This window comes from Synechococcus sp. W55.1 (genome assembly GCF_047461655.1).
In the GTDB taxonomy this organism is placed as follows: Bacteria; Cyanobacteriota; Cyanobacteriia; order Thermostichales; family Thermostichaceae; genus Thermostichus.
The window spans coordinates 1-11,871 of sequence record NZ_JANSHN010000030.1 but is presented as its reverse complement, the minus strand read 5'-3'; the positions used below and the strand labels follow the sequence as shown (position 1 = coordinate 11,871).

At 59.3% G+C, this 11,871-nt stretch carries 12 protein-coding genes and 1 tRNA gene; 6 read left to right on the top strand and 7 right to left on the bottom strand.

What is annotated here, in order from left to right:
- Window positions 1-22 precede the first annotated feature (22 nt).
- Window positions 23-1,000 (top strand): D-alanine--D-alanine ligase, encoded by a 978-nt coding sequence (locus tag NW816_RS12840; protein WP_414409408.1) that lies wholly within the window; start codon window positions 23-25, stop codon window positions 998-1,000.
- Between the two features lie 42 nt (window positions 1,001-1,042).
- Here the strand turns inward: NW816_RS12840 and NW816_RS12835 are convergent, their stop codons facing one another.
- Window positions 1,043-1,540 carry a hypothetical protein gene (locus NW816_RS12835; RefSeq protein ID WP_414343653.1) on the bottom strand — a complete coding sequence of 166 codons (498 nt, stop codon included), beginning with the start codon at window positions 1,538-1,540 and terminating at the stop codon, window positions 1,043-1,045.
- A gap of 155 nt (window positions 1,541-1,695) precedes the next feature.
- On the opposite strand from NW816_RS12835, the gene bchM reads away from it, so the two are divergent.
- Window positions 1,696-2,361 carry a magnesium protoporphyrin IX methyltransferase gene (gene bchM / locus NW816_RS12830; protein ID WP_414330343.1) on the top strand — a complete coding sequence of 222 codons (666 nt, stop codon included), beginning with the start codon at window positions 1,696-1,698 and terminating at the stop codon, window positions 2,359-2,361.
- Window positions 2,362-2,492: 131 nt separating this feature from the next.
- Here bchM and NW816_RS12825 read toward each other — a convergent pair whose 3' ends face one another.
- The 4 genes from NW816_RS12825 to NW816_RS12810 all read right to left on the bottom strand — a co-directional run bounded on the left by NW816_RS12825 (window position 2,493) and on the right by NW816_RS12810 (window position 5,975).
- Window positions 2,493-3,230 (bottom strand): HEAT repeat domain-containing protein, encoded by a 738-nt coding sequence (locus NW816_RS12825; RefSeq protein WP_414409407.1) that lies wholly within the window; start codon window positions 3,228-3,230, stop codon window positions 2,493-2,495.
- Between the two features lie 106 nt (window positions 3,231-3,336).
- Window positions 3,337-4,107, bottom strand: coding sequence for a peptidylprolyl isomerase (locus tag NW816_RS12820; RefSeq protein WP_414409406.1), 771 nt, complete (start codon window positions 4,105-4,107; stop codon window positions 3,337-3,339).
- Between the two features lie 76 nt (window positions 4,108-4,183).
- Window positions 4,184-4,939, bottom strand: coding sequence for a hypothetical protein (locus NW816_RS12815; RefSeq protein WP_414330350.1), 756 nt, complete (start codon window positions 4,937-4,939; stop codon window positions 4,184-4,186).
- Window positions 4,940-5,021: 82 nt separating this feature from the next.
- Window positions 5,022-5,975 (bottom strand): DUF1517 domain-containing protein, encoded by a 954-nt coding sequence (locus tag NW816_RS12810; RefSeq protein ID WP_414409405.1) that lies wholly within the window; start codon window positions 5,973-5,975, stop codon window positions 5,022-5,024.
- Between the two features lie 201 nt (window positions 5,976-6,176).
- On the opposite strand from NW816_RS12810, the gene NW816_RS12805 reads away from it, so the two are divergent.
- The 3 genes from NW816_RS12805 to nusB all read left to right on the top strand — a co-directional run bounded on the left by NW816_RS12805 (window position 6,177) and on the right by nusB (window position 10,203).
- Entirely contained in the window at window positions 6,177-7,037 is an 861-nt protein-coding gene (locus NW816_RS12805; protein WP_414409404.1) for a Cof-type HAD-IIB family hydrolase, read from the top strand.
- 11 nt (window positions 7,038-7,048) lie between these two features.
- Complete coding sequence (locus NW816_RS12800; RefSeq protein ID WP_414409403.1) at window positions 7,049-9,208, top strand: ATP-dependent helicase; 2,160 nt, start codon at window positions 7,049-7,051, stop codon at window positions 9,206-9,208.
- Window positions 9,209-9,327: 119 nt separating this feature from the next.
- Window positions 9,328-10,203, top strand: a complete 876-nt coding sequence (gene nusB / locus NW816_RS12795) for a transcription antitermination factor NusB (RefSeq protein WP_414331399.1) — start codon at window positions 9,328-9,330, stop codon at window positions 10,201-10,203.
- Between the two features lie 5 nt (window positions 10,204-10,208).
- Here nusB and NW816_RS12790 read toward each other — a convergent pair whose 3' ends face one another.
- Both NW816_RS12790 and NW816_RS12785 read right to left on the bottom strand, forming a co-directional pair.
- Window positions 10,209-10,652: a DUF29 domain-containing protein gene (locus NW816_RS12790; RefSeq protein ID WP_414331397.1), complete on the bottom strand. Its 444-nt coding sequence runs from the start codon at window positions 10,650-10,652 to the stop codon at window positions 10,209-10,211.
- Window positions 10,653-10,795: 143 nt separating this feature from the next.
- Window positions 10,796-10,867, bottom strand: a tRNA-Gly gene (locus NW816_RS12785).
- A gap of 234 nt (window positions 10,868-11,101) precedes the next feature.
- Between NW816_RS12785 and ssuE the strand changes: the two genes are divergently transcribed.
- A complete protein-coding gene (gene ssuE, locus NW816_RS12780) occupies window positions 11,102-11,629 on the top strand; it encodes an NADPH-dependent FMN reductase (protein WP_414409402.1) in 528 nt (175 codons plus the stop codon).
- Window positions 11,630-11,871 lie beyond the last annotated feature (242 nt).

Below are 11,871 nucleotides of genomic sequence, written 5' to 3'. Positions count from 1 at the left end.
GGGAGTGCTTCGGGGTTAAGCCATGAACATTGTTGTCTTGGCGGGGGGTCGTTCGGCAGAACGTCAAGTTTCTTGGGTAACGGGTAAAGCCTGCAAGCGAGCTTTGGAGGATTTGGGCCACCGGGTGAAGGTGATCGACCCAGAGGAGGATCTGCCGCTGCGCCTTTGGCAGGAACGGCAAGCCGGCTGCGATTTCGTTTGGATTGCCCTGCATGGCCCTGGTGGCGAGGATGGGGTGGTACAGGGAATGCTGGACTGGCTGGGCCTGCCCTACCAGGGATCCGGGCCGCTGGCCAGTGCTCTGGCCATGGATAAGCTGGTCTCCAAGCAGATCTTTCGCGCCGCGGGGATCCCTACCCCCGATTGGCAGGTTTGGGACGACCAAAGCCCCCTCACTTGGGCTGACTGTGCGGCAGAGTTGGGATCCCCACTGGTGATTAAGCCCAGCAACAACGGCTCGACGGTGGGCATCAGCATTGTCCGGGATGAGAGGTCATTTGCTCAGGGGCTGGAGTTGGCCCGCTCAGTCTCGTCGCGGATTTTTCTGGAGCGCTATGTTCCCGGAAAGGAGATCACCCTCTCGATCTTGTCCGGCCAAGTTCTTCCGGCCATTGAGATCATCCCCGCCCAAGGCGACTTCTACGACTACGAAGCCAAGTACGCACCCGGTGGCTCGCGGCATTTGATCCCCTGTTCCCTCAGCCCGGCAGGGTTGGCCCGCTGTGAGGCTGCAGGTCTGAAGGCCTACCAGGCGTTGGGGTGCGAAGGCTTGGCGCGAGTGGATCTGCGGGTGGATTCCGAGGAGAACCCCTGGGTGTTGGAGGTGAATACGCTGCCCGGCATGACCCCCACTTCCCTCTGTCCCGATGCGGCGGCAGCTCTGGGGTGGACGTTCACCGAGTTGGTGGAGCGAATGCTGCAGGATGCCTTGCAAAAAGCCCAATTGACCGGATCCCGGCGTTCTCAAAGTCCATCGGCGACTCTCGGCAACGCTCCCTGAGGCTTTTCCCAAGACAAGAACAAGAACCTTTACCCAGCTCTTTCAGAGAAGGGCAACCAGCAAAAGAATCACCCCAATTCCAACAATCAGTACAGCTCCCCCCAGCCACACCCAGGAGATGCGGGACCTGCTGCCTATGTCGGTTTTCCCGACAGGATTCTCCGGCGCAGGTTCAGGCTTTGAGTTGACCGAATCCGGGGCAACAACTGTCAGATCCTGCAGTAGGCGATCGCCTTTTTTTTCCAACAGAACTGTGGTTTCTTCTGAGGCCAGCAGCGGGTTCAACAAGGGGGCCGTTTGCTCCCACTCGTATTCAGAATGTCCCGACTCACGCCCGTACACCGTGACCTGCTCTAAGCCGGGCAAGCCCAACGCCCTGAGCTCCACCCGCACCCGCTCCGTGAGATGGGGGTAGTCCACTCGGGCCGAGGAGGATCGATTCAGAAGAACATGCAGATGACCTTGGCGGCGTTTGACCGCGATTTTGACCGGGGCAGCCAACCGAGCCTGCAACGCTTGGGCAATCTCAGCTTCGGTCATGGTGCAACATCCAAGGCATGCGAGTTAATTCTAATACAATCCTAGGGCAACGATGCAGAGGGTTACGGGGCCTCGGGGTAGAATGGGATGCGCGTTGGCGAAGAAAAGCAGAGCGTTCATCTTTTTCTCTCGCCGGATCCCTAGCCGGAAGTTCTATGCAGGAAAAAACCATTGTCCGCGATTATTTCAACTCCGTTGGCTTCGAGCGCTGGCGGCGCATCTATGGCGAAGAAGAAGTCAATTTCGTCCAAAAAGACATCCGCCTTGGCCATGCCCGCACGGTAGAGACGGTGTTGCAGTGGTTGGGGGATCCCTCCGGTTTACGCATTTGTGATGCCGGATGCGGGGTGGGCAGCCTCAGCTTGCCCTTGGCCGCCAGGGGGGCACAGGTGTTCGCCAGCGACATCTCGGAACAAATGGTGAACGAAGCACGCCGCCGCCAGCAAATGGAGTTGGGATCCACAGACAACCCACACTTTTGGGTCTCGGATCTGGAGGAATTGACGGGGGAATACGATGTCGTCATCTGCCTCGATGTGATGATCCACTACCCTGAAGCCGAGGCCCTGCGCATGCTAAAGCACCTGACCCGCCTGGCTCGGTCCCGCCTGATCTTCAGTTTTGCCCCCAAAACCCCCTGGCTGACGCTGCTGAAGAAAGTGGGAGAGTTCTTCCCCGGCCCCAGCAAAACCACCCGCGCCTATCAACACCGAGAGGCGACCTTGGTGAGCCAATTAACCGAATGGGGCTGGAAAGTGCAGCAGCGACAAACCATTCGCAGCCGCTTCTACTTTGCTTGGCTCCTCGATCTGGTTCGGTGACACTCGATCTGGTTCGTTAAACGGGAATGAAACATTTTCGTCTAGCTCCCCTCTCCCTCTGGCAGCGAGGCTGGGAGTAGGGGCAGCAGCGTGGAATGCTTGGGGAGTGTCTCAATCTAGTTTAAAAATGACTATAACGATCGGCTGAGGTTATCCAGTTGCTCCAGCAAATCGGGATCCGCCAACTTTTGTAGGGCAAGCCGCGCGTCATCCCGCACCCCCCAATCGGGATCGCGACTGGCGCTGGTCAGCAATTGCCTTGTTAGCATCGTGTAAACAATGAGATCCTCGAGAGCCAGTTTCACCTGTTGCCCCAGGATCCCTAAGCTCCAGGCACAGTTGCCGCGTACCGCTGCGATTGGATCTTGAGCCAAGCCCCGGCAGAGAGCTGCGACCACCTCATCCAATGCCGGGCCGGGCAACGCCTGCGCCTGGGCCAGTTGTCCGAGGGCACTGGCAGCCCACAATCGCACTGCCGCGATATCCCCGGCCAACACTTCCAGCAACACCGGGTACGCCCGCGGATCCTTGGCATTGCCCAACGCCCACACCAAGCCTTTGCGCACATAGCCGTTCCAATCCCAGCGCAAGCCCTCGATCAGCACCTCCACCTCAGCGGGATCCGGATTCCGACCTAGGGCATAGGCTGCTCCCACCCGCACCAACGGGCAGGGATCCCGGACTAGGGCCAGCAGGGGTTTAACGGCGCGGGGTTCTTCGATCTCACAGAAGGCGCGGGCCGCCTGCATCCGCAAATAGGGATCCGGATCCTGCAACTGCTGCAGCATCAGCTCCACATCCACCTCCGGCGGTGAGTGAGGTGGCAGCTCGTCTAGGGGCTCAAGGGGGGAAAAAGCGTCTTCTTGCATGAAAGGGTGCCCAGGTGTTGGCGGAGGGGACGAGGGCAAAACTTGCCCTTCCTCAAGGCAAAAGCCAGAGCCACAACAACCAAACCAGCAGCAGAGTTGCTGCCCATCATAAACTGCCGGGATCCTCCATCTGATCTGCTCTTTCCGGTTGGGATCCCGGCACCCTAAGCAAGTCCGCTCCTTCCAACACCCGCGCCGAGCGGATCACATCTCCCACCTGGATGCGCTCCACCCACTCCATCCCCTCGGTGACGTAGCCGAACACGGCATAGCGCCCGTCCAAAATCGGCAGAGCAGAGAGGGTGATGTAAAACTGGGAAGAGGCTGAGTCAAGTGGGCTAGAACGGGCCATGGCCACCGCCCCCAAACGATGGGGCAAGAGCAACTTACTCAGAGCAGCGGGATCCTGGATCAAGGTGTTGTAGCGGGGGTAGGGTTCCCCACGCAGCTGAATTTCCAGGGGGATGGTGCGCAGGCGGTTGCTCCCCGGCTCTGTTGCACCCCCTGTACCGTCACCACGGGGATCCCCACCCTGCACCACAAAAGGCTGCGGATCCTTTTCCACCCGATGGAAGGTGAGGCCATTGTAAAAGCCCCGCTGAACCAAATCCACGAACTGGCCGCCGGTCAGGGGTGCCGCTTCCCCGTGGATCTCCAGGATCACCTTGCCTACCCCCTCAGCAGTTTGCACCTCCAGCTCCACCACTGCCTTCCCTTGCAGTTGCGGGCGGCTAGCATAGGCCGCTGGGATCCCAGAGGGGGATTCTGAGAGGGGGGGTGTACTGCGACAAGCCAACAGCCCGAGACAGAGGTATCCCAGAACTAAGCCCACTCCCACTCTGCAGCGGCTCATTCGCCCCAGCTTGGCGAATTTCATCTGCCCCTTCTCCTTCAATCCAATCTCCCACCCTCCAGGCGCTGCTCAACCCAGCAGGGATCCCTATCCAGGTGATTCAGATCCGCTGCGACAGTCCCAACTGCAAGGTGACGCTTTGAGCACCATTGCTCACCCTCACACCGTAGGGGCTGATGGAGGTAACCCGCCACTCTGCTTTCACCGCATGGCCAACAGCCACCTGCCGCACCACGTTGTCGATCAAGATCAGAGCCTTGGGGGCACCTGGATCATGGATCAATCCCACCAGCTTCATCTGCGGCAGAGGCTGGGGTGGGATCCGCGCTGGCACCGGAGGCGCAGGTACCCTGGGGGGAGAGGGAAGACCAGCCCCTCTTGAAGCAAGAGGAGCGGCAACAGTCGGCGGTTTTGCCGGTTCGACCAAGACAGCCTTTGCAGAATCCTCAGGTGGAGCTTTGGGGTTTTCATCCACATCAGCAGCAGTGGGAAGCAAGGGCTCCTGGTGAGCATCGGAATGGGAAGAATTGGGTGCCTCAGCCAAGGGATCCCGAGTGGCCTGCGAAAAAACCACCGCCCGCGGGCGCAGGGTCATCCAAAAAGCCAGCCCTGCCACCAAGGTAGCGGCCAAAGCCATACCCAGCAGTAATCCTCCGGCAGCAGAGAAGCGCCGGGAAGGCAGTGGGGGCCGTGTGCCGAGGTAAGGATATTCGCCGGCTTCTGACAGCCCCTCTTCCAAGCTGTTCTCCAAATCCTCGAACAGCTCATCCAACAGAGAATCTGCCTGCTTGACTTGGCCAGACCATGCCCAAGGGGAACGACGGCCTCTGCCCGCTGAAGCATCTAACCCGGACATACAACCTCCCTAGCCTGAGCGGCGGGGATCCCGAGGAGTTGAGACACTCAGCCAACAGTTGCCGTCTATCGCCCAAAGGCTCTCAAAGGAGCCGCATTTCCGGGTACTCGGTCAACAGCGCCTCTGCCGACAGGGTGTCTCCCTCCAACTGCGGCGTCCACAGCACTTCGATGGCCACAATCCGATCTGCCGGAATCGAAGCCAGCTGCAACAGGCACTGCCGCAGATCCGCCATGGAGTTAACTACAGGTAGTGTACCCAAGTTACCACGATACGCAACCAGTAGAGTTACCAGCAGGTACTCGCCAACATCTGGGATCCCAGCAGCAGATCGCTGCAGCGCCGCTTGGGAGACTTGTTGGATCTGGTTGTTGCGGTTGCTGAGGCTTTCGACGCTGAACTTGCTCCGTTCTTGTAAAGAGGCTTGATAGAACAGGGATTCGGCGCGGGAGAGGGGCAGCTTCTCCGCTTGGGCATGGCCATAGGCCCAGTAGTCGCTGTAGCGCATCAAGCCAAGGGTGACCTCTTGCAACAGTTGGCTCAGCCCTTCTGGCGACTGAGTATCCGCCTCCAGAGCCAGGGCGTTCATGTCTTTTTGCAGTTGCCGGGCGCTGGCCAGCAGTCCCACTTTTACCTGCGCAACAGTTACCTGGGGATCGCGAACCCCAATGCTATCGTCCCCTTCTTCGGATCTGATCCCCGAGCGCAGCGTCTGCACCAAAAAGCTACCTGCCCCAACCAAGAGCAGCAGCGTCAGCAGGCCGCCACCCCCCCCTCCCCAGAAAAAGGGCACCAGCAGCGGAAAACCAAAGCCGCCTCCATAGCTGGGGTATACAGGAGCTGAGTAGTGCGGGCCAATCGAGCGGGGGGCAGAGAACGTCGGAGACCGGAAAGATCCGCCGCCAATGCGACCGCCACTGCGTGCCCAAACAGCGCCTAGGGGAGCCAGGGCCAAGGTCAAGGCCAGGGCAATGGCCAGCAGAGGCCGGCAGACGCGACCGATTCGTTTCAGCATGATCACAATGTTTTCGTCCATCACGGGGCTAGTCTTTCTTAATTCTACGCTTTCTCGTTGGCGGGAATAGGGGCGGAAACCGATCCCCCACCCGGCCATCTCACTTGTTCAATTCTTCTGTGTTGATTCTTTGTGTACTGAGCCGGCCAATGACCGTCAACCAATCGAGGCAGAGCCATGTTACGGTCTGGAAGGTTGCCAGGAGGAGGGCAAACAACAGCAATGCAAACTCAGGCTAACGTCCAAGCCGAGGAAAGAGAGCGGGTATCTTCTCCACCCCGTGCCCAGATTCGGCTGTTGGTGGTGGATATCGATGGCACGATTGCCGGGCCTTCCAACCAGGTTTCAGAGCCGGTTCGGGAGGCCATTCAGAAGGCCAAAGCAGCAGGGGTGCGAGTAGCCATCGCTACGGGTCGCATGCATCGTTCTGCCGAGCGGTTCCACTACGCGATTGGGGCCGATATGCCCCTATGCAGCTACCAGGGGGCTTTAATTCGGGATCCCGATAGCCAAAAGACCCTAAAGCACTGGAGCCTGGACTGGCCGCTGGCCGAGGAGTTGTTGCAAGCGTTGCAGGATCAGCCGGTGGGGGTTCACCTCTACATCGATGACCAGCTCTACTTACGGGAGCTGAGCCCTCTCAGTCAGGCCTATGCTGAGCGCTCTCAGGTGCCGTTCCAGATGTTCTCTTCCGCCCAATACGGACGAAGCCCCACCAAGATCCTGGCTGTTTCTGAGGATACCGAGTTCCTGCAGGAATTGCAGGGATCCCTGCGGCGGCGGTATTCCCCTGACCAGCTCTACCTCACCCGTTCAGAGCCGATTTTTCTCGAGGCTACCCATCCGGCGGTGAACAAGGGCAATGCCGTTCGTTTTTTGGCCGAGGAAATGCTGGGGTTGTCGGCGGAGCAGGTGATGGCCATTGGCGATGGCGACAACGACATTGAGATGCTGCGGTATGCGGGGATCGGGGTGGCGATGGGAAATGCCTCGCCAGCTCTCTTGCCCCATGCCGATTGGATTGCCCCTCCTGTGGCAGAAGACGGGGTGGCGGCAGCCATCGAGACCTTTATCCTGGGCTAGGCAGGGATCCCATGCCAGGTCTGGCTTCTTCTCCCTTTCCTGAGGTCACCCTGCGTCCGGCGCAGCAACAGGCGTTGGCCTACCAATCGGGGCCGCTGGGGATCGCCGCCGTTCCGGGGAGCGGCAAGACCTTTATTCTGGAGCTGTTGATCGCCGATTTGATCCTGAATCGGGGGATCCCACCGGAGCGCATCGGGGTGTTCACCTACATGCGTTCGGCGCGGGGCAATTTAATCAGCCGCATCAATCAACGTTTGCAACGGGCGGGGTATCCGGATCGCTTTACCCAGGCCTTTACCCTGCATTCTTTGTCGTTGCGGGTGTTGCGGGAGGCCCCCAGCCGTTGGGAGGAGCTGTCTATTTTGGAGGGATACGAACAGGAGCGGTTGCTCAGCCGCCTGTGCCGCGCTTGGCTCGTCCGCCATACTCAGCTCTGGGAGCCGCTGATCCCCGGCGACAACAACCCGCAAAAGATCGCCCAAAACCGAGCCCAGTTCCGGCGCAGTTTCCAGCAGATGGTGCAGGTGGTCATCAGCAGGGCCAAGAATCTGCGCCTGGGGCCAGAAGTGATCCCCAGCGAGGGCTATCTGGGCTGGGCCGCTCCCATCTACGCCGGTTATCAAGCGGAATTGCGTCGCCTGGGCAAGTTAGACTACGACGACCTGGGCTGGCAAGCAGTGGATTTGATCGAGGGCAGTCCAGAGCTGCGGGAGCAGGTGCAGAACTGGTACGACTACCTGTTCGAGGATGAGGCCCAAGACAGTTCCCCCCTGCAGGAAGAGCTGCTGCGGCTGCTCAGCCAACGCACCGGCAACCTGGTGCGGGTGGGGGATCCCAACCAGAGCATCATGGGCACCTTTACCAGCGCCGAGCCGCGGCTGTTTCGCGCCTTTTGCCAGGCCAGTCCTCAGGTGGTGCTCTTGGATGAATCCAGCCGCAGCGCCCCCCAGATCATCGCTTTGGCCAACCGTCTGGTGGAGTGGGTGAATCAGCAGCACCCCATCCCGGCTTTGCGCACCGCTCTGGCCCCCCAGCCCATTCAACTGGCTACCTCCGGTGGCCAAAACCCTCCGGCCAGCGAAGGTCGGGTGGACTTTCTGCGGGTCGTCGGATCCCCGGAAGAGGAGCTGCAACAGGTGGCGCGGCAGGCCATTGCAGCCGCCCAAGCTTTTCCCGGCCAAACGGTGGCCATTCTGGTCACCACTAACGAGCTGGGGGGCAAAGCCCTCAGCTATCTCCAGGAAATGGGAGCGGAGCGGGTGATCGATCTGTTGCGGGGCAGTCCCAGTCAGCGGCGGGTGTTGTTGCAGCTCAAGGGAATCATCGACTGGTTTGCCCAGCCCACTGCCCCCACTCGCTTGGCTGCTGCTGTGGATTGCTTGGCGGATTGGGCGGGGATCCCACGTGCTGAACTGGGACCGATGTTGAGCTGGATCCGCGCCTCTCTGCCGGAGCGGCTGCTATTTCCCAACTTTGGTGAGGCTCCCGCTCTGCCCGATGGCCCGCCTTGGCAGAACTTGGGCAGGCTGCTGCGCACCCTTGCCGGTTGGCTCCGGGCCGGGCGCTCCCCTTGGCCGGAGGTGCTGAATGTGATCGTTCAAAGCCTCTACCGCAAGCCGGAAGAGCTGTTTGTGGGTCGCTATGTAATCGATCAGCTGGAGCAGGTGCTGGGATCCCTGCCCGAAACCGATTGGCAGGAGATCGCCCAAGAATTTCAAGTGATTCTGGATCACCGCCTCAACAACTTGCCTTCGGAGATCTTCGCCTTCGACCCAGAGCCGGGCAGCATCACCGTTTCGACTCTGCATCGGGCCAAGGGGCTGGAATGGGATCAGGTGTTCATCCCCCAGGTGTCGGCCTACGAGTTTCCCACCCAGTACGAGGAGCGGCCCCTGGGGCTGAGGTTTTTGGAAGATGTGGATATGAAAGCGGAGGCCCTGGCCCAGTTGCGGCAGCTCAGCCCCAAAAGCTGTTGGGATCTGCAGGCCGACTCTGCCACCAAGCAAGCCTTTTTGGACTTGGCAGCGGAGCGGCTGCGGCTGCTGTATGTGGGCATCACCCGCAGCAAACGACGGCTCACCCTCTCGGTATCCAGCCAATCTCGCTTTGGCACAGAGCAGAGTTCATCTTTGGTGTTTCGGGTGTTAAGTCGCAGTTTTAGGGCCGGTTGACCGGGTGAGTCTCTCGTTCTTCATGGATTGGCAACCTGCTAGCATGGCTAAGCCCGATAGCGCTTGCGCGCCGCCTTGCGGCAATGGGGCAGTCTTTCAGAAGCTATGGATATTCTGCAATGCAACCTCGGCGTATTGCCCGCGAACTGGCCCTGCTGGGGGTCAATCAACTGCCAGCCACGGCGGCCAAACTGAGCGAAAAACAACTGGAGGACTTGCTGCTGGCAGCCATCCGCGCCCTGAGTGAAGAGACCCATGAAACCCTCTCCACAGCGGCGGCGGAAATCCAGCGCAGCGACCGTTTGTTGCACGAGAGCGATCCTCTATTGTTGGCCGATTCGGATCCCAAGGAAGAGGGTGGATCCCGCTCCGTCACCCTCCGCCTTCAGCAGGCCCAACGACACCTGCAGCGCCTGGAAATCACTCTGAAGGAGGCGGACGTTCCTGACCCCAATGCCTTACGGGGGGAATTGCTGGAGCTAATCCAGCAGGTGCAAGTGGCCCTCGGCAACGCCGGCCAAGCCTTAGAACACCTGGAACAGCGGCTGCACAGCGTCCGCCACATCTTGGATGAGGTTGTCCAGTTGTCCCAAAGAGCAGTCAACCGGGTGGGCGTTGCCCTGTCCATGCCGGAACTGTTGTACATTGCCCAATCCCAAGAAGTGCGCGCCTACGCTTTGCAACTGTTAACTGCCCTGCGAACCCACAAGGAGGCGATTGATGCTCGTTTGCAAAAGGCTTTGGTGGGTTGGCAATTGCAGCGGGTTGGTCGGATCGAACGAGATATCCTGCGCCTGGCGGTGGTGGAGATGGAAATACTGGCCAGCAGCCCCGTGAAGGTTGCCATCAACGAAGCTGTAGAATTGGCCAAAAAATACGGGGATCCTGAGGCCGCCGCTTTCGTCAACGGAGTGCTGCGACGGGTAGTGGACAGCCAGATGGAGACCCACCGGGGTCGGGATCCCTCCCTCCCTGGTTCTGGTTCCGGGGGCTGAGCAGATCACTGGGGATCTTCCTTGCCAGGATAAAAGTCGGGATCCATCACCTGCTCAAATGTGTAGGGACACTGGGCAGGCAGATCTGCTTCAGACAATGGTGTTTCTCTCACCACCAACAGGATCCCGTCCTGGTGAGCCTCTTGCAGGGCTGCCGAAAGATCGGGCTTGAGGCTGGGACTGTCTTTGAGCAATCGCTGGATCTGGCGGCGTTGTTCAGTAATCGTTGCCCGCCAACTTTTGCCTCGCAGGTGGGGTTGCAATTGCCACTTCAGCAAATGCCCTACCAGGATCCCCAGCCGGTGCAGCAATTCCCGGCGTTCTTGCCTGCCCAAAGCCTCGATTTCCTCCACCAAGTTGGCGATATCCAGTTGATCCCACTGCCCCGATTTCAGCAGTGCGGCTTGCTTTTGCGTCCAGGCATAGAAGTCGTACTCGTAAAGTTGCATGCTTCATTGCCTAACTGGGCACTGGCCAAGGAGATCTTACTGACCCCGAACTACCCCTTTTTACCTTGAGCTCATTGATTTCCCGGACTAGGCCAAGCCCGGGAATGCTTGCGGAAAGCGGGTTTTGCCGGTTGGTTGGGGAAAGCGGGCGATGAGACTCGAACTCACGACATCCAGCTTGGGAAGCTAGCGTTCTACCACTGAACTACGCCCGCGTAAATCAATCTCAAGTTTAGCAAGCTGAAACCCTTGCTGAATCTAACCTATCACGTTCCCGACCCCTTGAGTAGGTGGGGAGTTGGGGGGCATATTTTGCCCGCAATTTGACCAGCAGGGAATGACGTCGAGAGACAAAGCTATCGTGCATGCTGGGGCAGGGCGAGAGTGGGTTAATCATCATTTCACATGGGATCCCTGGTACAACTGAGGCAGTATTCTGTCTGCGGCCTATGTCCAGCATCCTCCTGCTCTCCGGTAGTCCCAGCACTCCTTCTCGCTCAGAAGCCGTTTTACATCACGCTGCCGGGATCCTGTCCGATCTGGGGTTGACCACTCAGTTTGTTTCGGTGCGGGATTTGCCCCCAGAGGATCTGGCGCTGGCCAAGTTCGATAGCCCTCAACTCAAGGCAATTCAGCAAAAGGTGGCCCAAGCTACCGGGATCGTCATCTCTGCTCCCGTTTACAAAGCCTCCTATCCAGGTGTGTTGAAGGCACTGCTGGATTTGCTGGATCAAGACGCCTTTACCGGTAAAGTGATTCTCCCCATTGCCACCGGGGGAACCCTGGCCCATCTGCTGTCCATCGACTTTGCGATGAAACCTGTGCTGGCGGTGATGGGGGCAACCCACATCCTGAGAGGGGTTTATATCCTGAGTTCTCAAATTCAGTTGGACGCTGCCGGAACACTACAGCTAGAGGCCGACATCGAGGAACGTCTGCGAGCAGGGCTGCAGGCACTTGCACAGGCGGTGAGATAGAAGAAATCAGCACTTCGGGAGACTGGCTGAATACCGGATTGGTGCCCTGGGCCCGGAAGCGGTTGCGGCAATCCATTCGGGAAACTGCAGGGGTGATCGCCCGGTCAGGCTCGACAAGCCGTGGAAGAACCGACGGCAGGGGATCCCTTTTGCAGATATGGCCAGAATGAACTACCCCACCGCATAGGCGGATGGGGTTTCTGATGCCCCATCCACTTGACGGCAGGATTTTAGTCTCTTCC